Below are 24017 nucleotides of genomic sequence, written 5' to 3'. Positions count from 1 at the left end.
ACAACGGTGACCGGTAAGTCTTACCCTCTATTCAACCTGAATCGGAGATGGTTTGGTTCACCCTTAGGACGTGTTTCGGTACAGGGAGAACGGCGCAATAGGGGCGGGTGCACGGGAACCGAATTATTTGATCCTGACAACATACTGTGGACAGGTGATATCCGATTCGATCCCTTGGCGGGATGAGCTACTACGCGTTGCAGACCGACTCAAACAAAAATCACGGCAGAAGCGCTGGACTGAACGAAGCAGCTTCATAGTCGAACGGGACCTCATGACAAGTGCCTATGCAATCAGGCGGCTGCTGGAAGCCCAGAAAGTCTCCAGCAAAACGTATTCAACTACAGTGCCCGTGATCCGCCACACAGCGACAGACATAGTTCCAGACATGTGGAACCGTCACGAACTCGAGCATCTATACGACCTCGAGTCGTCAACAAAAACGCAACTATCTCTCCGGAAGTACTGTAATCAGCTCATACACAGCTACGTCTTACAAATCAGTGCCGACGAGGAGGACGGTCTCTTTGACGGCGTGTTCGTGGCGTCCGAGAAAGACTGCCGGGAACAAGTGTTCTTCATACCAGTAAAGAGCATGATCGATATTTGCATAAAAATCGGGAGTGAAGATATATGGGGCGTCAACTTGCGCAGAGACAGCACCGGGGCTGCCTACTGGGTTTCATTCACTCGCGAAGAGATCGAAGCCGAACGATCGGCGCAGACTCAGTCTGATAGTGATTCGTTCTGATTCCAAGGTGCAACGCTGCGCATGGCGCTATCCCGTCGCGATCAGCTTGTGGTCAGAACGCTAACATCTCCTATTATCTCGGGAATTGCCGTGTAGCGCTTTTGCACGTCGTGGTCTACGCACTTGGTAATGATGTGACCCAAAGCGTTTGCGCCCAATTCCAAGCTCTCACGGCCGGTGAAAATAAAGGACAATATGTGGCCTACGGCGTGAATCTCATTGGTCAAAGAATACTCCCGAAAATGCGAGAGTGTTGGATCGATAATTGTGCCTTTCATCAGCGTCCCTGTTCTGGTCAATATCGAATTTGGGCGTTTATGGAGGCCGAAGTCCGACAGTTTGACTTGCACGGTGCCAGCGTCGAATTGCTGAACCAGGACATTCGTGAAGCTCAGATCCCGATGAAGGATCTCTTTCACCGACAGGTGGTTGATCCCATAGAGAAACTGTTGGGCGATGCGTTTCCGAACCCCGAAATTGAGCTTCGTGTTGTTCTCGGAAATGTATTTCAAAAGTGTGAAGTCACAGTACTCCATTGAATAGCTCGGTCCCGAATGGTCATAACCATAGACTTTCAGGATGTATGGGAAGTTCAGGTCCCGGAGCACGTCGTACTCTGCTTTAAACCGCATGAGCTCTTGCGTGTCCAAAGTATTCCGCGCCTTCTTGACAGCGACATGCATCCGGTATTCGTCATCCCTGTACTTAAATACTTGGGCGTACGACCCCTCTCCGATCATTTTCAGCGGGTAGTCTTTTCCCGTTTTCTTCAGACGCACGTTTTGCTTGGGCGTGCTGAAAATTGGGAGGTATTCTTCTAGGTCGATTGGTCCGAATTCCTCCGGGATAGGGCTTCCCCCACTGCTCACAAGAAATTTGCGCGCACCTTCCAACGCGACGTCGTAGCCAGGGGAAAGAGCAACAGTGATACCGACACGATTCAACGTCGTCTCGGACTGTCCGATATCCGTTGCCAAGTCCATGAGCTCGCGGCTTTGGTCGGCATTGAAGTGACCGCCCCTCGTCTTTTTCATATTCAAGAAACCGAAGAGGCCATTTAACTGTTCGTGGAAATGGGCGAAGCAGTCGCGGAGTCTCGGATCGACGGTGGAGTAGAGCCGCAAATATCGGGCATCCACAGGTAGTGACCCGTACTTTTCCTGCAAATCCTGAAGGACGAACTCCGGCGAAAGCACCTAGGCCACCGTCAGCGCTTTGAACCAGTGGAGGTTATTGACCCAGTCGGCACCGAGGATCACGACTAAACCTAAGACCACCCAGAGGACCAATACGATGATAGTCCAGCGCTTTGGGGACTCGTCCTTTAGCTCTTCCACAGTGAGCTTCTTCCTCCGATTAAGCGCGTAGGATAGGGCAACCATAAACGGCGCTAAGAAGATCCAAATAGTAAGAAGTACGCCACTCGGCGTCCCGAAGGTCGAGTATCCCGTCACTGCAGCTGAGGCGAGAACCGTGAAAATTGTGAATGTGAGGATAGTAAATGCTGCGGCTTCTTTGGTGAGTTTTGTTGCGTACTCAGACTTACTCACCATCCTCAAAGCCGTTATTGATAGTGCCCAATTTGCGACAATGAATGCTCCAGCGGTGATGGTCTCTTGCAATTTGTGGTTCCCTCATATTGTGATAACGGCACGGTGTAGACCCATGTCCTTGTCAACATATCGGATGGTCAATCAAATCTTGAAATCCCAGATCGGGACTACTTCGTGCTCAAAAGTAGATCGAACGACATGACATGGTCTGCAGATCTCAAGAGGGACCGGTAAAGAATGGGGCTTCGAAGAGACTGATGAGCATGGGAAGCTTCCCGAAGGCATAGTGTGACGTCTTTGAAAAGAGCTCCTCTGATTCAAGGAGGGGATCTGAGTGATTTTCCTGCCGGGCCAACACCCAAAGATTAGGGCCATGCGGCAGATAGGCGCCCCGAATCGAAAATCCCCGAGTGAATGGGACTGAGTCTCGGTCACTACTTTCGGTTCTGCGGTCTTCTTCGCCAAATTGGACATTCTTCAACTCGCTCAAAATCCACACCATAATGTCCGTAGTGCGTATCCGGTTAGTTCAGGTTGCGTTTGGCAGCACTCGGTCCCTCGCTGATAATCTGGCGCAGAGTGGTTGGTTCGTGATGCGATTCCAGGCCAAGCAGCCGCTGAAACGAAACCATGGGTGACGCTCGTCGGTTGTAGCGGAAGGTGAATTCGTCCAGATAGACCTGCAAATGCTCGGCACTGACGGATCGGTGGGTGCCCCGAAGCCAGGACTTGAAGTTGCTGATCGCTCGGTGGACCCGAGGCATGATCGGCTCCGGATTCCCCTCGCGTTTGGCAGCTCGTTGGGACCGTGGCCGGTGGTCATAGCCCTTTTTCGGAGGCCGTGCGTAGCCCATCCAACCGTCAGTGTGGACGACGGAGCCTGTGGCGACATTTGCCATCACGAAGGCCTCCAAGGTTTCGGCCGAGGCATCGTGGATGATCTGCATGCGGACCCGCCCGGATCCCTTGCCCCTGACTTCAACGGCCACTGCCACTTTTGCCGCGGCCGCGATGTTGCTTCGTCCTCCCTTGCGGCCGGCCTCGGGACCGCCAACCTCGCACTCATCGACTTCAACTTCCCCGGTCAGCAGACTTCGCCCGGGCGCGACCATGGCTCTGCGCAATTTGTGGAGCATCGTCCACGCGGTCTCATAGCGACCCAGGCCAAGCTGGCGCTGCAATTGCAGAGCTGAGATCCCAGGGGTTGCCGTGGACATCAGATACGCGGCCCAGAACCACTGCAGGAGCGGGGTATGGGTCTTGTGCAGAACAGTGCCCGCCGTCAATGAGGTTTGATGGTGGCAGGTGGTGCATTCCCCCGTTCTGCGCGTTGCCAAGGGCCAAACTGCCGTGCCATGACACCGGGGACAGGCAAAGCCATCTGGCCAGCGGCAGGCGAAGAGATAGTCCAGGCAGGCCCGCACATCGACAAAGCGGGCCTGGAACTCCAAAATCGAATGCGGGAAGTCCGGCTTTCCCATGGAAACAGGCTATACCTGAGCTAACCGGATACGCACTATGTCCGTTATGGTGTGGACGACGTTGGGGTTGCACGCAGGCCAAATTGGCCGTCGATCTCCTCGCGATCTTCGAGCAGCTCAAAGCCAAGGGTGTAGGGCCGGAGTTCGCCGAAGGCCCAGCGCTGGAGAGGGAACCGAGAATTTGTCTGTAATCCGGGTATCTAGGCATTGCATGGCCTGACGTTCCTGCGGATTTCGATCTGTGGCCGACAGCCTCGAAAATGCACCGCGTTTTCCGTTTACACGAGAGGCAGCCTGTGCGGTCGCGCTGTTCGGGTTTCGCAAAGGATCTCGCTGCACGGCACGGACAGGTAAAACAACAACAGGCAACGATACGTCGATGTGTAAGGCGGAAAGCGTCAACAAGTCTCTGTAGGTATCGGTAAACCGAGCCATATCCTCCGCTTTCAGCTGGAAATCGTCAGTAGGGGATCATCCCTCGTAGGGCGATATTTTGGAAACTCTTGCCCCTAGACCAAGATGTAATGGGTGTGGAGTAAAGAAGTCGCAAAGAGAGAAATAGTCCGCAGGCTTGGCGCTTCGCGCAAGATTCGGCGGGACCCTCAATTCAGCGCCGATTTGATCGCACCTTTGCTCGACGCCGACATGGATCGGTATCTTAGTCGCTACGCTAAATTCGCGCCGAGAAGATTTCGGGCCTACGTCGATGAGGTTTTGGTGATTCGCGGACATCTGGGGGACCCCATCCAAGCGATGGCGGATGCGCTCTCACCTAACGCAAGGGTCATCACTGTGACTCCCGAATATGCTCTCGCCATGCATCTGACAGCCAGAGCTGTTGACGAGGTGACACCTCAAGTCCGAGTCCTTCTGGCCCAGCGCCTGAAAATGATCGACCCTCTCGTACCGCCGCGGGAGGCACTCGGAACGCTCAGGCCTCTGGTTGATGCCCTAGCTTCAGACGTCGTCTGTGGGCCTCGACTTGATGTACTGATCAAAGCACTTGCAGACCTGCGCATGGAACCCGCAACTTCGTTTTCCCGACTAGAAGTTCTTCGATCTGAATACCCGGGTGGACAGGCTGCATACCTTGAGCAGGCCGGGATTCATTTCACTTTGGGTCACGAACTAGGTCATCACCTCTTGAACCATGGATGGAACAATCCCAATGACAACCATGCTCCAGGAACCCATGAGCTGAACGTTTGGCTCGAGAGCCTCGGAATTCAGGTACCCTCGGGCCGGAGGCGAGCTCACGCGAGAGAACACCAGGCTGACGCCATGGCAGTTTTTCTCGGCACCACGCTGAAGAACGATGTATCCGCAGTCGAAAGCACAAGGGATGGACGGCTGACTTGTGCCGGGGCCTTTCTAACAACACTCACGATGTGGCTGGTCAAGGAGAAAGTCGAGGTAGACGACATCCTCTCTCCCGATACTCATCCGCGGATTCTCCAACGCAACTTATTCTTGATGGACTTGCTCATCCACGCTTTCTCTCCGTTGGGCGAAAAGATAGAAAGCTATCCGGGACTCGATCGGGTACCCGACAACCGTCCTACCGGTTATTCAATTCAAATCTGGGCCTGCTGTCAGGTCATCGCTCATCTGCTGGATACGCAAAGTCAGGGCACGGTATAGACGCAACTTTCGGCCCTCACAGTTCCGCGCCGGTCCTCCTTGTTTGATAGCTGGCGTCGTCGCATTGCGATGCGTTGGTTTCAGCGCTGCCTGACGGACGGGCGCAGTTGACCTAGTTCTTCGCCGCGGCGCCGGCCGCCACCGCCCTGCCGGCTCCAGACAACTTGGCCCGCCGGAGCGACAAAGTGATTCCAGATCTGCTTGTCGGCACCTAGCAGCGTCTTCGCTTGCCTGCCGCAACCATATCCAAAAGCCCAGCGAACTTGGAGAATGGCAGATTGTGCTTGTGAGGCTGACGGGCTGACGGTAAGCCCGCAAGGCAGAAATTTTTGTAGACACGCCCAAACCTTGGCCGGACATTCAGTCCGTCCGCATTACATAGAGGCTGGATACACGCCGGCCTGGGAAGCCGAATCGGCCCGGAGTTTCTCATCGAGCGTGGGAGATTCACCCAGGGCTTTCACACCCTTGCACCGTGCCCTCGGGCTCCAGCCTTCCGCCCTGACGTATGTGATGCTTCAAAGCGCCATCGAGCTGCAGGTGACGGAAAGGGGCGATCTGGATTGGAAGGAAAGACTTCCTGACAGGCGCAATCCCAAGGCTTCCGAGGAGTTCGCCAAGGATGTTGCTGCCATGGTCAACGGTGGGGGAGGGATGATTGTATACGGTGTAGCGGAGGATCGGGTCAGCAGCGCGGCGAAGGAGATAGTTCCCGTTGAGGAATGGACGGACGCCACCGAACGGAAACTGAGGGGCTGGGCATATTCTCTGATTCAGCCGCCGGTGCACGGCTTGGAGTTCACTCCGCTGGAAGATGCCGGAGACGGCTCCTGTGTCGTTGTCCTCTCAATCCCGGCAAGTCTAGAAATACCGCACTTCTCCATGAAGGACGACGCCCTCAGCTTGAGATTTAACCTTTGGAGGGCCAGCCACTAAGAAAGTGGCCGGCCCTCCGGCGTGTCACGCAACGTTGCCGGCCCTCGTTTCCGATGCTTGTGTTCCCAAATGAACGAAGCACCACCAAGAACCGAGGGCCGTGGTCATGATTATGCACGAAGGTTCCACCCCGCCGCAATCATCGGATGCCGCCCGCCAATGCTTCGACGCCTTCCGCGAAGGCTACTACGGGTGCCTGACCCGCAGGGCCGACGAGCTGTTCGAGCTGACCGACGCGTTGCTGTGCGCCGAGGGGAAAGTCACCGACCTCGCGCACCTGTCCCTGGAACCCGAGCACCACCGCGGGTACGGGGCGCTGTTTGACGCGATCAATGAGGGAGACCTCGATACCGACCGGCTCCGGGAACTCATCGGCTCGGTCACGGTGCCCAGGATCCCCGATCCCTCGGGTCGCGAACACATTGTGTTGGCGGTGGACGTCTCGAACTGGCTGCGCCCGGACGCCGCATGCAGCCCGGAACGCGCGTTCTGCCACACCTACGCCCGCGGCAGCGGGCAATCGCAAATGATTCCCGGGTGGCCCTACTCCTTTGTCGCAGCCCTGGAGCCGGGGGCAACCTCGTGGACGGCGCTGCTCGACGCGCTGCGCCTGCACCGAAGACGACGACGCAACTGCCGCGACCGCCGACCAGCTGCGCGGGGTCGTTGGGCGGCTGCTCGACACCGGGCAGCAACGACCCGGTGACCCGGAGATCCTGGTGGTCATGGATGCCGGCTACGACGTGGTGCGCCTGGCCTGGCTCCTGCGGGACCTGCCGATGGTCCTGGTCGGGCGATTGCGCTCGGACCGGGTGTTCTACGCACCGGCCGGGGCACGCAGCGGACCCTCCAGGGGTTGGCAGCCTCGGCACGGCGCGAAGCTGGTGCTGCGGGACCCCGACACGCACCCCGATCCGGCGTGCGCCACGCACCATCACCTGGAGCGCTACGGTGCCGTGCAAGCGACGGCGTTCGGGAGGATGCACCCCAAGCTCGAATCGCGTGCCTGGCTCAAGGACCACCAAGGTCCCCTGCCCCTGATCGAAGGCACCGTCATCGGCCTCACGGTCGAGCGACTGCCGGGAAACGCGACGCCCAAGCCGATGTGGCTCTGGGCCTCCACACCGGTCCCGGAGAACGAGGCGCAGGCCGACCACTGGTGGTCGATGTACCTGCGACGCTTCGACCTCGAGCACACCTTCCGCTTCCTGAAGCAAAGCCTGGGCTGGGCCAGGCCCAAGCTGCGGGAACCGGAAGCCGCCGACCGATGGACCTGGATCGTGCTCGGCGCCCAGGCGTTGCTGCGCCTGGCCCGCCCGCTGGCCGTCGAATGCCGGCTGCCCTGGCGACAGCCGGTCCCGCTGGCGCGCCTCAGCCCGGCCCGCGTGCGGTCGACCTACCGCCGGACCTGCCGGAACACCGTGCACCCGGCAGGCCCGCCAATAGCCTCGGCCCCCGGCCCCGGACGCCCCAAGGGCGGCACCAACCGGCTCAAACCGACCCTCCAACACGTGGGCAAGGCCCACTACAAAGGTTAAATCTCAAGCTAAGGGGTCACATGATTCCGTGATACCTCAGGATCACCGGCCTGAGTAGGGACTTTTGACGCGTACGAGGCAAGGAGCCAAGTAGCCGAAATGCTGATCGCGCAAATGATTCTAACTGTCCGCACTGGCGGGCGCTTTGACATCCAGGAAATTGTAGAAGGCCGGATGAATCTTGAGACGTTGAAGACCTCGAGTCGCTTGGTATAACGTCGCCATTTTTTCAGATCTCTTGAAGTCAGTACCTGCTTCTGGAAAGTGGAAAGTGTCTGGCCGAATTTCAAGGCCGATGAAGGACATAGAGACTAGTTTGTTCAGCAGTGTATCTACGCGATTTTCGGCCACGCCTGCCTCGTTCATCGCCGTGAGCGCTTGGTCGACAGAAATGATGCGCTCGGATCCCAGAAACCCGAAGAGGGCCTCTTCCATCTCGGGAATGGTTACTCCATTCTCCACAAGAAGAGCTTCGTAAGCGTACCTTGAGTAAGTCTCTTCGGCTGAGAGGAAATCTTCCGACAAAACCTTATCGTTTCGCCTGTCAATAGCTCGACTCACCGCAGCATTACAGAAATAAACGATATCTCTGGGGCGAGGGAGTATTACCGTCCCTAAGTATTTTTTGATGGGCATCCCTTGGACTTCGCTGCAGAAGAATCGATTCCAAAGGACGTCCGGATCCTGAAAGTTGTGATGGCTTGATAAGAAACGTTCTTCGATGACCGTCAGCAATGTACCGGGATCATTCCAGGCGATCGTTGAAATGGGTAGCTTGTCTGGCTCGCGCGCTTCCTTCTTTAGGTAGTTGTAGATGTCACTGCGCAGAAAGATAGCCACCGTTAGTTTGATCTTCTCTCGCCAAGAATCGTGCCTTGCAAAGTCCTGGGCTAATCGTCCTTGTGCGATAAGAAGGCCAAGGATGAAGCGCGCCATGATTGTGAAGTTTGCACCCTTTTCCCATCCCTTGTCGAGGTTGTCCACGAACACAGCGACGCGTTTTCGATCCTTGAGTACTGGTCCCAAGTTGTGTCTCAACTCAGCGAGGGCCGTTGAATGAAACGCCTCGTTGATGCGATCCCTGTTCACGTCCAAGTGTCCGTCGCTTTCTTCAAGCACGTCGGGAAGGGAACGAAGCGCTTGGCCTAACCGGACCGATACATCTTGTCGGATTTCGAATGGTGCAGTGTTGGCATAACGCACGAATACCTGCTCAGCATCAGATTGGGGCACGCCTAGAGGCCGATCTTCAATGTGACGAAGTGCTGTATTAGCAATTTCTGTCTGGATGACGAATCGCCAGAGTGCGTCGAAGAAGTATTCATGCTGGATGTTCGGAAGCTTTTCGACTACATGCATGACCGCCGCGAACTCGAAGCCCGGTGGCTTGATGAGAACGGGGAGATTCGTCTTATTCGAAGCTATCTCTTCGAATGCTTGTAGGGCATTTGCTGTTTTCCCAGTGCCTCTGTGTCCGACAAAGATGGCATTTCGGTCCGCCACCACGTCACCAAATGCAGCGGTCTCGACGAAGTAGTCGCCCAAATTTTCGGACTCGTTCTCTGCAACGTGCTCACCAAATCGCAATCCTTGTAGAGAGGGCCCCATCGTCGGCCGGGAGCTGCTCCACGTAAGATTCTCGAATTCCAGACCGTCGATCCAACCACGCGCAAAGCTAATGCAAGCTTCACTTGAATCGTATTTCAGCACGTCGTATTCATAGTCAAACGGCGCAGGGTAGGTATTCTCAGCGATTAACAGGATGGGAATATCGAATCCCCGGGCAAGCCCAGCAACTAGTGCATGTCGTTTGTTGTGGATTTCTGCCTTGTTTCGTTCCGCGCCCGCGAAGTTAATTAGTACCCCAGCGGATTTAAGGAGTATCGGCGCATACCAACTAATCGGGTTGAGGCTCGATTCTGTCGGATCCGAGACCAAGACATTCGTTCCGCGGCGTTTTCGGTCGTCGATGAAATTGTCAAGTCGATTAGCTGCTTCGAAGGGTTCGAACGTCGAGCAGTACAGAATCGAACGGCGTCGTTCCGGAATCGCGGGCAAGTTCGGCTCTATAAGGGAGTCGTATATGGGATCAAGACTCTCCAACGGATTTTCGTGGAGGAAGGAGGCCACCAGTTCGTCGCTGTTTCGATATTTGATGAAACCAACCGGTCCAAGAAGGGAAAATTCCTTCCACAGAGAGTATGCATCGCTGACAGTTCCATCCATGGTCAGCCAGATAGGTTTGCCTCGGCTCACGGCATAGCCCGCTTCAAACAGGACATTCGGGTTCAGGTTCGTCAGATCAAAGACGCACATGTCGGCTAGATCGATTGCCTCAAGAACTTGGTCGATCACAATCGTGCCGCCGACACGTAGCGATTCCCATGTCACCGTTTGGGCATATTTCTGTTCATTCAGCTTTTGCGCGGTTGATCGCATTGCTTCTGCTTGAGAAGCGGGACGTTCGGCGTAACCGAAAAAGATTGATTTCACTTATCAAGCCTTTAGTGAGAAGTAGAAAATGTGCTATTGGGGCACTAGCCTGACTCTACCGGACTACTTCTGACACACTACGAATACGCGCCATCATCCAGCATCGAGATATCTCCATATAACTAGCGTCTGCCGTTCGTCCATGACTTTGGCTTCATTCTTCCGTGGTTGGTTATGTCTCGGTCGATCTAATGAAGCGAATATTTGAGCCTCATTAACGCATTCCGAGGTGTATGCACTTGGGATTTAGCTGGTTTTGGTCCGTTTGATAATTCGGTACACCGTGCTTCTGGCGACGCCGAAGAGTTGGGCGATTTCGGTGCTGGTGTGCTTGCCGCCGTGGTGGAGGGCGACGAGGTGCTTTTCCTGGGCGGGGGAGAGCATGGGTTGCTTGCCGCGGAGCCTGCCCTTGGCCATGGCGATTTGCATGCCTTCGCGGGTGCGGGCGCGGATGAAGAGGTCGGATTCGAATTCGGCGACCATCGCTAGGACGTTGAACAGCAGCCGGCCGACCAGGTCGGTGGGGTCGTGAACGTTGTCGCCCAGGCTGATCTTGATCTTGCGCTTGGTGAGGTCTTCGATGTCGCGTGCGTCGGGCAGTGAGCGGGCAAGGCGGTCGAGCTTGGTGACCACCAGGGTGTCCCCGGCCCTGCATGCTGCCAGTGCTTGGTTCAGTCCGGGGCGTTCGCGGTTCCCCCGTGAGCCCGTGATCGACATAGACCAAGTCGTCGGGCACGTCGAGTGCCCTGAGTCCGGCCTGCTGGGAGGCGAGGTCTAGTTGGTTGGTGGAGACGCGGGCGTTCCCGACCAGATGCGGTGACATGCCTCGAGTGGAGCGTTTGTGCCCCACGCGAGATTCTGTCGATCGAAGCAACACCTATTCCAAGGTGATTCGATCATGTACTTGAGTTCTTCTTCCCCAACAGGGATCCGGTTTCTGGCCTCGATCAAGCAGGGAAACGGTCTCAAACCCTCCGCCCGCGCGGCCGGAATCCACAAGGAAATCGGATACCGCTGGTTGCGGGAAAGCTACCTGCGCTTCCGCAGCGAGGGCCTGGGTCCGGCCGAGGCGACCGAAGCGCTGGGATTCACGACCTCGCGGCTCCCGGCCTGGGAAGCCGCGGTGGCCGTGGCCACTGGCCGGCACCACCTTCAGGCCAACGTCCAGGACGAAACCGAGTTCTGGGCGGCCTTTGCCCGCGGAACCAGGGTTGACCAGGCCGCCGAAGCCGCCGGGGTGAGCCGCTCCACGGCGTACCGGTGGATCCGCGCCCGGTTCGACGAACTTCGGGGCTCGAAGGTCATCCTGAAGCGGTGCCAGACACTTCTGCGGCTCACGAGCCACCGCTGCCAAGGCCTTGAACGCGAACGGCTCGCACGCCTCGCCAAGGAAAGGAACGCTTCGGCCGCGGCCCAGCACGCCGCCGTCTTGTCCGCGAACCGCTACGCGGATGCGGTCCTGGCCTCGACGGTTTCCGAGTCTCAAGCCCGACGGGCCGAACGGGACACGAAATACTGGCAACTGATGCGCGAAGGCAAAAGCAACGCCGAGGCATGCAGACTTCTGGGTATGCATAGGCGAACAGGCACGTCACTCAGGAATGCCCACAACTACCGGATTCCGTCACTTGAGCCCCGGCCCGCGCCGACGGGCCGCTATCTCGATGCCCGGGAACGGCTGCAGATCGCCGACCTCCTGGAGCTGGGGCATTCCATGCGCCAGGTGGCCCGTGAGCTGGGTCGCCAGCCCTCCACCATCAAACGCGAGCTGGACCGCCACCGGGACGCCGATGGCCGCTACCTGCCCCGCACCGCCGACCATGACGCCCGCCTGCAACGGGCCCGGCCCAAGGTCCACAAGCTCGTTGCCAGCCCTCGGCTGCGCGGACTGGTGCAACGCAAGCTCAACCGTTGCTGGTCCCCGGACGAGATCAGCGGCTGGATGAAGAAGACCTACCCCGAAGACCAGGAACTGCGGATCTGTCCCGAAACGATCTACCGGTCGTTGCTGCTGCGCGAGGGCCAGGGACTGCACAAGCGCTACGCCGCCAAGCTGCGCACCGGCCGAAGGATCCGCAAGACGCGTTGGCGAACCCGCACGGGAAGGGGCTCGCGGATCCGCAACATGGTCATGATCGACCAGCGTCCGGCCGAGGTTGAAACCCGCCTGGAGGCGGGCCATTGGGAAGGGGATCTCGTGCGCCACGAGGCGCTGTTTTACCGAGCGGAGGTGGAAGACCTTCGCCGTTGTGCTGTCGCAGCAGCATGACGAAGCTGGGGGCAGCCTGACCCGGGGAAACACCGGGAAGGGCGGAAAGCAGCCCCGACAACGCCGGGACGGACCAGCACTACCGAATGGGTCGGGTCCGGCAAGCAAGGCAGGAAGGTGTACGAGAGGAACCAGTGCTAAAAGCTTCTCAAGTCTCCCGCCAGCTCAAATTCGGTGGATATGGGCTGGCCTGCGATGCGCACCGCCCCCTCATTACGGGGCGGGAACTCGGATGTTGCTTTAGGTCGTTGGCATTCGAGGCCACGGTGAAGGCCTGCGGCGTAGCCGTGGCGATATCGCAGGGGCATAGCTGGGCACCTAACCTGCCAATCGGTAAACAGTGAACGTGGGAACCATCGTGCATCTCCCGTGATCGTAGGCCCATCCAGGGTCATGGTTTCGGGTGGGCGTGTTGTCCGCCGATCGGCGCGCGATGGGGCGGAGGGGCCGTAGTAGTCCGAGCGGGGGAAAGCCTCGTACATGGCGAAGGGCCCCAGCGGATATGACGCAGTAGCTACTGCAAGGAACGGAGGCATTGGTGAATACCGGTGAACCGCGATGGCTCGACCTCGATGAGGCGAGCGTGCGGGTACGTGCGATGCAGACGAAACTGCACCACTGGGCGGTCAGCGATCCTGACCGTCTTTTTGACGATGTGTTCAACCTCGTCCATGACCGGGATTTCCTCACCGTTGCGTGGGGCCGGGTCAAGGGCAACAAGGGTGCCAGAACCGCCGGTGTTGACCGGCGCATTCCGGCCCTGATCGGTGTTGGTGCCGAAAGCGTGGAGTTTCTGGAGGAGGTCAGGGAGCTTTTGAAGTCCCGGGCCTTTGTTCCGTTGCCGGTGCGGGAGCGCTTGATTCCCAAGCCGAACAGCACGAAGCTTCGCCGCTTGGGCATCCCCACCGCAAGGGACCGGGTGGTTCAGGCGTCCTTGGCGTTGGTGTTGGAACCGATCTTCGAGGCGGACTTCAAGCCGGTCAGTTACGGTTTCCGTCCGAAGCGTCGGGCGCAGGATGCGATAGCCGAAATCCATGCCGTGGCCACCCGCAATTACCACTGGGTGTTCGAGGCGGATATTGAGGCGTGTTTTGACGAGCTCAAGCACTCGGCAGTCATGGCCGAGGTGCGCAAGCGCGTCACGGACAAGCGCGTGCTGACGCTGATCAACAAGTTCCTCAAGGCGGGCATCATGTCCGTCGAGGGGAAACTCAGGGAATCCGACACCGGAACTCCGCAAGGAGGGGTTATTTCGCCGTTACTGGCGAATATCGCCTTGACGGTCTTGGACAAGCATTTCTGCGATAAATGGGATGCCCATGGCACCCCGTATCGCAGGGAAGCCCACCGGAAACGGGGCGGGGCCACGTATCGGATCATCCGCTACGCGGATGATTTCGTGATCATGGTCCTGGGGACCCAAGCCCATGCGGAGGCACTCTGGGACGAGGTTGCGGAGGTGATCGCCCCGTTGGGGTTGAAGATCTCCGTGCCCAAGTCCCGGGTCTGCCATGTTGATGAGGGGTTCGACTTTCTTGGTTTTCACATCCAGCGGCGATTGAAGAAGGGAACCCAAAAGATGAGTGTCTACACCTACCCGTCGAAGAAGTCCTTGTTGACGATTCTCGGGAAGGTGCGGGCGCTGACACGTCGAGCGCAACATCCCACGCTTGCAGCCCTGCTCGGCCGTCTGAACGCGGTCGTGCGTGGCTGGTGCAACTATTTCCGCCATGGGGTATCCAAGGCGACCTTCGGCTATCTCGATGCGTTTATTTGGCATCGGGTGACCCAATGGATTCGCAAGCGACACCCACGTATTACGTGGCGGGAATTGTTCCGGCGGTTCCTGACAGGGAAGCCCGGAAACCAGCCGCAGGCCGAGGGAATCACGATGTTCGACACCGCGTCGGTACCGGTGACCCGGTATCGGTGGCGGGCGCACAATATCCCGACGCCATGGACTGCAATCACGGGGTAAGTGGCTATCCGTGGAGCGCCGGATGCGATGAGAGTCGCACGTCCGGTGCGGAGGGCGGGTCGGAGAAACGAGCCGGGAGCAATCCCGGTGTCGCGCTCCGGCCCGACCCTACATCGTCGGGGTCGGGTCCGTTTCGGCGATGGTGACCCTGAGGGAACGCAAAACCCAGTACGGAATCATCGTCAACCTGCCCCGGGACCATACCGCGGCAAGTGTCAACGCCGCCATCACCAACGCATTCTCCACGTTGCCGCCGACCCTGAAGCGGACCTTGACCTGGGACCAGGGCGTGGAAATGGCCAGCCACGAGGCACTCACGAAGGCGACCGGCGTTCCGGTGTTCTTCGCCGAACGATCCAGCCCGTGGCAACGCGGCGCCAACGAGAACTTCAACGGCCTCGTCCGCCAGTACTTCCCCAAGGGCACCAACCTGGCCGTCCACAGCGCCCGACACGTCAACCACGTGATGAAGGAGCTCAACACCAGGCCCCGCAAGAACCTCGCCTATGACACCCCGGCTGCACGGTTCAGGGCCGAACGCCAAACGCCGGCAGCGCCGTTGGGGTAGCCTTCTAGAACACGGGGAAAAACGCCCCCGTTTAGTCCATTTGTTGCGTCGACCGATAAAATTCGCCGTACCTTCACCGGGCATTAATGCGGGCTGGTCATGCGCGAATTCGACTTCCTTGAATTTTCAACGTTTTTGGATGCCGGATTTTTGCTGCTTGTGTGTCGGGGGGCGGGGAGGGGGGATTCTTCACTGCAGCACCAAACGCTGGATTCGGATCGATTGTTCGTGGATGGCTTCGGCAGTGTTGTCTTTGACGGGTGCATATGAACAAACAGCACGGAGCGACCGTGATAAGAGGCGCCTCCTTTATTGTGGTGACGAAAATACTCGGTTGGGACTTCTCCTCGACACATGGCGTGGCTCCGTACACGTCGATTCCGCGCAGGTCCAATGCGCTCGAGATCGCCGCCGGTGATGCAGCTCGACTCTCCGCGGGATCCCGTCCAACCACGAGTTCGCGTCCTCACTGCGCCGAATCCGTTAACCCGGTAGGCTGGTATACGTATGGTTTGCAATTTCGCATGACCAGCACAGAAACAAGACGAAATATCCGCGCACCTCGCGCACTTGACCCACCGGAAGACAGTCGCGGTCCTCGGTAGTGGCTTTCGCTCTTCCTCATGAAGAGCGCGAGTCTCGATCGAAGACCAGGTTGCACCGCATGTGTGGCTTGTTCGCAGTGTGCTGCGGATATTGATCGAAAGGACACGCCCCAATGGAGGGTCCCGAAATTCAGTTCGCAGAGGCCGTGATCGACAATGGTCGGTACGGCAAGCGCGTTATCCGCTTCGAAACCGGCCGTTTGGCCCAGCAGGCTGCAGGTGCAGCCATGGTCTACATCGACGAAGAGACCGCACTGCTCTCGGCAACCACCGCCGGCAAGCACCCGCGTGAAGGCTTCGACTTCTTCCCGCTGACCGTGGACGTCGAGGAGCGCATGTACGCTGCCGGCCGCATCCCGGGCAGCTTCTTCCGCCGCGAAGGTCGCCCGTCGACCGAAGCCATCCTGGCTTGCCGCCTGATGGACCGCCCGCTGCGCCCGACCTTCGTCAAGGGCCTGCGCAACGAGGTCCAGATCGTGGTCACCGTTTTGGCGATCAACCCGGACGAGCTCTACGACGTGGTGGCCATCAACGCCTCCTCGATGTCGACCCAGCTCTCGGGCCTGCCGTTCTCCGGCCCGATCGGCGGCGTCCGCGTTGCCCTGGTTGACGACGGAAACGGTGCCCAGTGGGTTGCCTTCCCGAAGCACAGCCAGCTGGAAAACTCCGTCTTCAACATGGTCGTTGCCGGCCGCATCGCTGGCGACGACGTTGCCATCATGATGGTTGAAGCCGAAGCAACCGACAACGCCTGGACCCTCATCAAGGAACAGGGCCACACGGCCCCAACCGAAGAGGTTGTCGCCCAGGGCCTTGAGGCTGCAAAGCCGTTCATCAAGGCACTGTGCGAGGCACAGTCGGACCTGGCAGCACGCGCCGCCAAGCCGACCGTCGAGTTCCCGATCTTCCGCGACTTCGAAGACGATGCCTACGCAGCCGTCGAAGCCAAGGCAACCGCCAAGCTCGCCAAGATCTACCAGATCGCCGGCAAGCAGGAGCGCGACACCGCAGCCTCCGCCTTCAAGGACGAGATCGTTGCCGAGCTCACCGCAGAGGGAACCGCCTTCGAGACCCGCGCAGGCGAGATCTCCAAGGCCTTCGGTGCAGTCACCAAGCAGGTCGTGCGCCAGCGCATCCTGACCGACCAGATCCGCATGGACGGCCGCGGCCTGTCCGACATCCGCAAGCTCACCGCCGAGGTCGAGGTTCTTCCCCGCGTCCACGGTTCGGCGATCTTCGAGCGTGGCGAAACCCAGATCATGGGCGTCACCACCTTGAACATGCTCAAGATGGAACAGCAGATCGACTCGTTGTCGCCGGTGACGCGCAAGCGCTTCATGCACAACTACAACTTCCCGCCGTACTCGACCGGTGAAACCGGCCGCGTGGGTTCCCCCAAGCGCCGCGAAATCGGCCACGGTGCCCTGGCAGAACGCGCCATCCAGCCGGTGCTGCCGTCGCGCGAGGAATTCCCGTACGCCATCCGCCAGGTCTCCGAGGCATTGAGCTCCAACGGCTCGACCTCGATGGGCTCGGTCTGTGCCGCGACCCTGTCGCTGCTCAACGCCGGTGTCCCGCTGCGCGCTGCCGTTGCCGGCATCGCCATGGGCCTGGTCTCCGACGAAGTTGACGGCCAGACCCGCTACGCGGCCCTGACCGACATCCTCGGCGCCGAAGACGCCATGGGCGACATGGACTTCAAGGTTGCAGGTACCGCCGAGTTCATCACCGCCATCCAGCTTGACACCAAGCTTGACGGCATCCCGGCATCGGTCCTGGCGGCTGCGCTGACCCAGGCCCGCGAAGCCCGTCTGCACATCCTCAATGTCCTGAACCAGGCCATTGACACCCCGGACGAGCTCTCCACCTATGCTCCGCGCATCATCTCGGTGAAGATCCCGGTTGACAAGATCGGCGAGGTCATCGGCCCGAAGGGCAAGATGATCAACCAGATCCAGGAAGATACCGGAGCGGATATCTCCATCGAGGACGACGGAACCGTCCTCATCGGCGCCACCAACGGGGAGTCGGCAGAAGCCGCACGCTCCGCAGTGAACGCCATCGCCAACCCTCAGGTTCCTGAGATTGGCGAGCGCTACCTCGGCACCGTCGTGAAACTGACCACCTTCGGTGCGTTCGTTTCGCTGACCCCGGGCAAGGACGGCCTGCTGCACATCTCCGAGCTGCGCAAGCTCGCCGGTGGCAAGCGCGTCGACGACGTCGAAGACGTTGTCTCCGTTGGCCAGAAGCTTCAGGTCGAGATCACCAAGGTCGACGATCGCGGAAAGCTCTCGCTTGCCCCGGTTGTAGCCGAGGAAGACCTCGTCGAGGCTGCTGAGTAATCAGTTCCTAGTCTTCTAGGATAGAAAATCCCGGCCCACCTTTTTGGTGGGCCGGGATTTTCCTGTTTATGGCAGAAGCCATGGGGGAGAGGCGGCCGGGGTGTATGCCCAATTGGGAGTCCGCTCATAGTCCGACTGCTTATCGGTGGCACTGTGGAAGAATGGATGAATGCGTTTCGCGCCCTTGACGGCGCGCTCCGCCCCCAAATTTTCTGTGCAAAGCAAAGGACATTCTCAGTGGTCATGATTCCCCTGCCGCTCGACGGCGTTGGAGTATCCCCTGCCAAGGCAGGGGAGCGCGGTGTCTCCGACACCGCAGCCCCCATCGAGGCGGGAGACCCCACCATCATCCACGGGGAAGCAGGTGGGGCGCTGGTGCGCCGCTCCGTGTTGCCCGGTGGTGTTCGCGTGCTTACCGAGGCCATGCCCGGCCAGCGTTCGGCCACCATTGGTTTCTGGGTGGCTGTGGGTTCCCGCGACGAGCAGGACGGTCAGCACGGCTCGACCCACTTCCTCGAGCACCTCTTGTTCAAGGGCACCAAGCGCCGCACGGCGCTGGAGATCGCTTCCGCCTTTGACGAGGTGGGCGGCGAGTCAAACGCCGCCACGGCGAAGGAAAGCACCTGCTACTTCGCCCGCGTGCTGGACACCGACCTGCCCATGGCGATCGACGTCATTGCCGACATGGTCACCTCCGCGGTGATCGATCCCAATGAGCTCGAGCAGGAACGCGACGTGATCCTCGAAGAGATCGCGATGGACGCCGACGACGCCGGGGACGTGGCCCACGAGCGCTTCGTCGAGGCAGTGCTGGGCGAACACGCCCTGGGCCGCCCCATCGGCGGCACCCCCGAGGCCATCACCGGCATCGGCCGCGAGGCCGTCTGGGAGCACTACCAGCGCTTCTACACCCCCGACGAACTGGTCATCACCGTGGCCGGATCCCTGGACCACGACACCGTCTGCGAACAGGTGCTCGCCGCGCTGCGCACCGCCGGCTGGAACCTTGAGGAAGGTGCCTCCCCGGTTCCACGCCGCTCCACGGTCCCGGTCGAGATCACCGGCTCCGAGCGCATCGACGTGATCCGCCGCCCGGTCGAGCAGGTCAACATCATCATGGGTTGCCCCGGCATCGTGGCCACCGACGAGCGCCGCCACGTGATGAGCGTGCTGAACGCGATCCTGGGCGGGGGCATGTCCTCGCGACTTTTCCAGGAGATCCGCGAGAAGCGCGGGCTGGTGTACTCCACCTACTCGTTCTCCGCCGCATACTCGGATGCCGGCTACTTCGGCATGTATGCCGGGTGCGCCCCGGCCAAGACCGAGCGCGTCATCAAGTTGCTGGCCTCCGAGCTGGAGAAGCTTGCCGAGCACGGCATCACCGACGAGGAACTGCGCAAGGCCGTCGGCCAGCTCTCCGGTGGCATGGTGCTGGCCCTCGAGGATCCGGGATCGCGCATGTCGCGCCTGGGCCGGGCAGAACTGGTCACCGGTGTCTTCCACGACATCGACGAGTCGCTGGACCGCGTCAAGGCCGTCACCCCGGCACAGGTGCAGGAGCTGGCTGCGTTGCTGGCCTCGCGCCCGCGCACCATCACCGTGGTGGGTCCCTTCGATTCCCCGGCCGACTTCGGGATGTAACGCCCCCAAAGACGCTTTGTCTGCAAAAGACCGTCGTTTTCCCTTTTCAGAGGGGAAAACGACGGTCTTTTTCGTTGCCCCGAAGACCTTTTGCACCGTTAATCGCACAAACGATACCGGTTGTCGTGCGCGGGTCGTGCGGGTTGTGCTCCGGCTCACCAGCTGGGGGCGGGTTCGAGTAGGATGGGTGCTTTGTGACGCTGATCACCGGCACAATACAACACTCGCACGAGAAGATATGGGAACCATACTTATGGAAGACCTTGCAACATTCTTCGGAGACATCAGTAGTGTCATCTGGGGACCGTTCATGCTCATCCCGCTGCTGTTGGGCACCGGGCTTTACCTGACCATCCGCCTGGGCGGACTCCAGTTCTTCAAGCTGGGCGTGGCCCTGCGCTTGGGCCTGCTCAAGCGCAAGGACGCCGGCTCCGAAGGCGACATCTCGCAGTTCCAGGCACTGACCACCGCGCTGGCCGCGACCGTCGGCACCGGCAACATCGTCGGCGTGGCCACGGCCATCGGCATCGGCGGCCCGGGCGCACTGTTCTGGATGTGGGTCACCGGCCTGGTCGGCATGGCCGCCAAGTACTCCGAGGCCTACCTCGGTGTCCGCTTCCGCGGCACCGACACCGCGGGTGAGAAGTCCGGCGGTCCGCAGTACTACCTGGAACGCGGCATCAAGGGCCCGTTCGGCAAGTTCCTGGCGCTCTTCTTCGCCATTGCCGCGACCCTCGCCTGCTTCGGCATCGGCAACATGACCCAGGGCAACTCCATCTCGGCCAACCTGGAGAACTCCTTCAGCGTTCCGACCTGGACCACCGGCCTGGTGCTGACCGTGCTGTCTATGATCGTGCTCGTCGGCGGCATCAAGTCCATCGGCAAGGTCACCGCCGGCTTCGTGCCGGTCATGATCGTCTTCTACGTCGGCGCTGCCATCTACATCCTGATCGCCAACGTCGGCCAGGTCCCGGCCGCCCTGGGCCAGATCTTCTCCGAGGCCTTCACCGGCACCTCCGCTGTCGGCGGCTTCGCCGGCTCGGCCATCATCATCGCCGTGCAGTTCGGCGTGGCCCGCGGCATCTTCTCCAACGAGTCCGGCATGGGCTCGGCTGCCATCGCGGCCGCCGCAGCACAGACCACCCACCCGGTGCGCCAGGGCCTGGTCTCCATGACCCAGACCTTCATCGACACCATCATCGTTGTCACCTGCACCGGCCTGGTCATCATCACCACCGGCGCCTGGAACTACATCGACCCGGAAACCGGCGAGCAGATTGCTGCATCGCTGATGACCGGACACGCCTTCACCTTCGGCCTCCCCGGCGAATGGGGACACTGGATCGTGACCATCGGCCTGGTCATGTTCGCCTTCTCCACCATCCTGGGCTGGTGCTACTACGGTGAGCGCAACATCGAGCGCCTCGTGGGACGCAAGGCAGTCATGCCGTTCCGCGTGGTCTTCTCGCTGATCGTGTACGTGGGTTGCACCACCGAGCTGACCGCCGTGTGGAACTTCTCCGACATGATGAACGGCCTGATGGCACTGCCGAACCTCATCGGCCTGCTGCTGCTCTCCGGCCTGATCGTGCGCGAAACCCGCTGGTACCTCAAGCACGACCCGAAGCTCGAGGCCGACAAGGCCGAGATCGAGGCGTTCATGAAGGACCGCGAGGGTTGGGAAGAATGGAAGTCCGGCGACGTGCGCGGCTCCAGCCACATGTCCCGCAAGGCCCGCCTGTCCATGGACAGCGAGTCCGAGCGCATCCAGCGCTAATAGATTCGCCAGCATTACTGAAGCGGTCCGGTTTCCAGGATTTTTCCCGGGAACCGGACCGCTTTTTTGCGCTTCAAGGCCATTGCCATCCGAGGTTTCCCGGACGTATCGTTGAGTATCGCTATATATCGTTCGAGTTTTTTGCGAAGGAGTTCGTGATGCACAATCCACACCCGGCCGGGGGATTTCCCGGCAACAACTTCGATGGCGTCTGGCAGGCCATGGACGAGCTGCGCTCGCGCTTTGAGAAGCGCTCGGGCACCCGTGCCGGCCGCGGCGAGGTCCGCGCCGCGGTCCTGGCCCTGCTCGCCGAGCAACCGATGCACGGATACCAGATCATCAGGGAAATCGAGGAACGCAGCCACGGCAGCTGGAAGCCCAGCGCCGGATCGGTATACCCCACGCTCCAGCTGCTGTCTGACGAAGGGATCGTGAGCACCGAGGAGTCCAACGGGCGCAAGATCTACTCGCTGACCGAGGCCGGCCGCGAGGAAGTGGCCGAGGCCAAGGGCTCCGTCCCCTGGGAGCCGGGCGGATCGGCACCCGGGTCCGGGTTCGCCGCACTGCCCAAGGCAGGGGTCGAGCTCGCCCAGGCCGCGGCCCAGGTGGGCCGCACCGGCTCCGCGGAGCAGGTGCAGGAGGCCGTGGCGGTGCTCGACGAGGCCCGCCGCAAGCTGTACTCGATCCTCGCCCAGGGCTGAGGCACTGTGAGCCCTGTTCCCGCCGGCCCCGGGAATCCCGGTGCCGGAACGGGGAACACCCGCGCCCGCTACCGCCGCATCCTGCGCTTTGCCGCGCGGCACCTGCTGACCATCTGGTTCCATGAGCTCTTCCTGCACCGCATCGGCCTCTCCAGGATCTCCGAGCGCACCCGCGCGAAGCGGAAGCGTGATTTCGCGCGGCGCTTCCACGCCCTGGCCCTGGAACTGGGCGGGCTGATGATCAAGGTCGGGCAGTTCATGTCCTCGCGGCTTGATGTACTGCCGCCGGAAATCACCGAGGAGCTGGAGGGGCTGCAGGACGAGGTGCCGGCGGTTCCCTTTGACGCGATCCGTGCCCTGGCCGAGCAGGAGCTCGGTGCGCCGCTGGGGCAGCGGTTCGCCTGGATCGAGCAGACCCCGATAGCCGCAGCGTCCCTGGGCCAGGCGCACCGCGCCCGGCTGCTGCCCGCCGATGCCGCAGACACCGGGCTGGACACCGTGGTGGTGAAGGTTCAGCGGCCGGGCATCGAGGAGATCGTTGCCGCGGACTTGGCGGCGCTGCGCAAGGTCGGCGGCTGGCTCAGCCATTTCCGGGTCGTCTCCAAGCGCGTGGACATGCCGGCGCTGGTTGCGGAGTTTGCCCAAACCAGCCTCCAGGAGATCGACTACCTGCACGAGGCTGCCAACGCGGAACGTTTTGCCGCCGACTTCGCTGACGATTCGCGGGTGGCGGTCCCGGCCGTTGTCTGGGAAAGGACCACCCGCAGGGTGCTGACCCTGCAGGACGTCACGGCCTTCAAGATCACCGATTCCCGCGCGCTTGCCGCAGCCGGAATCGACCCGGTCCTGGTGGCACCGGTGTTCGCGGAGGTGATGTTCGACCAGCTGTTCACCAACGGATATTTCCACGCCGACCCGCATCCGGGGAACATCTTCATCACCCCTGCCCCGGATGCCTCCGGCGGCCACCCGTGGAAAGTGACATTCATCGACTTCGGGATGATGGGGGAGGTGCCCACGGGCACGCGTTCGGGCCTGCGCAAGCTGCTGATCGCCGCCGCGGCCCGCGACGGCAAGGGACTGGTGGAGGCCATCAGCCAGGTGGGCGTGCTGCTGCCCTCGGCCGACACCTCCGAGCTTGAACGGGCCATGACCCAGCTGTTCTCCCGCTTCGGCGGGATGGGCTTTGCCGAGCTGCGCGAGGTGGACCCGCGCGAATTCCGCGGCTTTGCCGATGAATTCGGGCAGACCATCCGGACCCTGCCGTTCCAGCTGCCGGAGGACTTCCTGCTGATCATCCGGGCCATCTCATTGACCTCGGGGGCCTGCAGCTCGTTGGATCCGGGATTCAACCTCTGGGACTCGGTGGAACCCTATGCCGCCCAATTGCTGCGCGAGGAGCGCGGCAACCTGGCCTCCGACGTGGCCAATCAGGCACTCGAGATTGCCGTGATCGCCCTGGGGCTGCCCGGCCGGCTTGACCGGCTTGCCGCCCGGATCGAGGACGGCTCGCTTTCGGTGGCCAACCCGCGCTTCGAACGCCGGGTGGCCCGGTTGGAGCGCACCGGGCGCAGGGCCGTCCACGCGGTCCTCTTCGGTGCACTGCTCATTGCCGGGGCGATCCTGCGGCCCGACGATGAGGTGCTGGGCAACGTGCTGATGATCGGTTCGGTGCTGCCGCTGCTGCGTGGGTGGTGGACGGGGCACCGCAGCGTGTAGTTCCGCGCCCGCGTCATGCGGCAG

General features: G+C 60.5%; 14 protein-coding genes and 3 pseudogenes. 12 read left to right on the top strand and 5 right to left on the bottom strand.

Annotated features, from left to right (window positions below):
• Positions 1-70: 70 nt before the first annotated feature.
• Positions 71-751 carry a hypothetical protein gene (locus JOF46_RS17690; RefSeq protein ID WP_209909532.1) on the top strand — a complete coding sequence of 227 codons (681 nt, stop codon included), beginning with the start codon at positions 71-73 and terminating at the stop codon, positions 749-751.
• Between the two features lie 41 nt (positions 752-792).
• Here JOF46_RS17690 and JOF46_RS22780 read toward each other — a convergent pair whose 3' ends face one another.
• From JOF46_RS22780 to JOF46_RS17675, 3 genes are all read right to left on the bottom strand, one after another.
• The gene (locus tag JOF46_RS22780; protein ID WP_209909529.1) at positions 793-1947 is read right to left on the bottom strand and encodes a protein kinase family protein; all 1155 of its coding nucleotides are present in this window, start codon (positions 1945-1947) and stop codon (positions 793-795) included.
• Positions 1948-2373, bottom strand: a complete 426-nt coding sequence (locus JOF46_RS17680; RefSeq protein WP_209909526.1) for a hypothetical protein — start codon at positions 2371-2373, stop codon at positions 1948-1950.
• A gap of 455 nt (positions 2374-2828) precedes the next feature.
• Positions 2829-3785 carry an IS1595 family transposase gene (locus tag JOF46_RS17675; RefSeq protein WP_209909523.1) on the bottom strand — a complete coding sequence of 319 codons (957 nt, stop codon included), beginning with the start codon at positions 3783-3785 and terminating at the stop codon, positions 2829-2831.
• A gap of 528 nt (positions 3786-4313) precedes the next feature.
• Between JOF46_RS17675 and JOF46_RS17670 the strand changes: the two genes are divergently transcribed.
• From JOF46_RS17670 to JOF46_RS22910, 3 genes and pseudogenes are all read left to right on the top strand, one after another.
• Positions 4314-5426: a hypothetical protein gene (locus JOF46_RS17670; protein WP_209909521.1), complete on the top strand. Its 1113-nt coding sequence runs from the start codon at positions 4314-4316 to the stop codon at positions 5424-5426.
• Positions 5427-5939: 513 nt separating this feature from the next.
• Entirely contained in the window at positions 5940-6362 is a 423-nt protein-coding gene (locus JOF46_RS17665) for an AlbA family DNA-binding domain-containing protein (protein ID WP_209909518.1), read from the top strand.
• Positions 6363-6468: 106 nt separating this feature from the next.
• Positions 6469-7900 (top strand): annotated as a pseudogene (locus tag JOF46_RS22910) (NF041680 family putative transposase).
• A 120-nt stretch (positions 7901-8020) separates the two neighbouring features.
• On the opposite strand, the gene JOF46_RS17650 reads toward JOF46_RS22910, so the two are convergent.
• Together JOF46_RS17650 and JOF46_RS17645 are read right to left on the bottom strand one after the other, a co-directional pair.
• Positions 8021-10393 (bottom strand): P-loop ATPase, Sll1717 family, encoded by a 2373-nt coding sequence (locus JOF46_RS17650; protein WP_209909512.1) that lies wholly within the window; start codon positions 10391-10393, stop codon positions 8021-8023.
• Positions 10394-10639: 246 nt separating this feature from the next.
• Positions 10640-11216: pseudogene (locus tag JOF46_RS17645) on the bottom strand (recombinase family protein).
• A gap of 75 nt (positions 11217-11291) precedes the next feature.
• On the opposite strand from JOF46_RS17645, the gene JOF46_RS17640 reads away from it, so the two are divergent.
• The 8 genes and pseudogenes from JOF46_RS17640 to JOF46_RS17605 all read left to right on the top strand — a co-directional run bounded on the left by JOF46_RS17640 (position 11292) and on the right by JOF46_RS17605 (position 23993).
• Positions 11292-12662 (top strand): IS30 family transposase, encoded by a 1371-nt coding sequence (locus tag JOF46_RS17640; RefSeq protein WP_209909509.1) that lies wholly within the window; start codon positions 11292-11294, stop codon positions 12660-12662.
• A 538-nt stretch (positions 12663-13200) separates the two neighbouring features.
• Positions 13201-14640 carry a group II intron reverse transcriptase/maturase gene (gene ltrA, locus JOF46_RS17635; protein ID WP_209909505.1) on the top strand — a complete coding sequence of 480 codons (1440 nt, stop codon included), beginning with the start codon at positions 13201-13203 and terminating at the stop codon, positions 14638-14640.
• A gap of 112 nt (positions 14641-14752) precedes the next feature.
• Positions 14753-15208 (top strand): annotated as a pseudogene (locus JOF46_RS17630) (IS30 family transposase); the annotation flags it as partial.
• Positions 15209-15926: 718 nt separating this feature from the next.
• Positions 15927-18155: a polyribonucleotide nucleotidyltransferase gene (locus JOF46_RS17625; protein WP_209909503.1), complete on the top strand. Its 2229-nt coding sequence runs from the start codon at positions 15927-15929 to the stop codon at positions 18153-18155.
• A 237-nt stretch (positions 18156-18392) separates the two neighbouring features.
• Positions 18393-19796, top strand: a complete 1404-nt coding sequence (locus JOF46_RS17620; RefSeq protein WP_342592495.1) for a M16 family metallopeptidase — start codon at positions 18393-18395, stop codon at positions 19794-19796.
• A 253-nt stretch (positions 19797-20049) separates the two neighbouring features.
• On the top strand, positions 20050-21573 hold the full coding sequence (locus JOF46_RS17615) for an alanine/glycine:cation symporter family protein (RefSeq protein WP_209912007.1): 1524 nt from the start codon (positions 20050-20052) through the stop codon (positions 21571-21573).
• Between the two features lie 158 nt (positions 21574-21731).
• On the top strand, positions 21732-22274 hold the full coding sequence (locus JOF46_RS17610; protein WP_209909500.1) for a PadR family transcriptional regulator: 543 nt from the start codon (positions 21732-21734) through the stop codon (positions 22272-22274).
• 6 nt (positions 22275-22280) lie between these two features.
• A complete protein-coding gene (locus tag JOF46_RS17605; protein ID WP_209909497.1) occupies positions 22281-23993 on the top strand; it encodes an ABC1 kinase family protein in 1713 nt (570 codons plus the stop codon).
• The last annotated feature ends 24 nt before the right edge of the window (positions 23994-24017 follow it).

Source organism: Paeniglutamicibacter psychrophenolicus (assembly GCF_017876575.1).
GTDB classification, from domain to species: Bacteria; Actinomycetota; Actinomycetes; order Actinomycetales; family Micrococcaceae; genus Paeniglutamicibacter; species Paeniglutamicibacter psychrophenolicus.
Note: the sequence above shows the minus strand (reverse complement) of the source record. Positions and strands in the feature narration are given on the sequence as shown.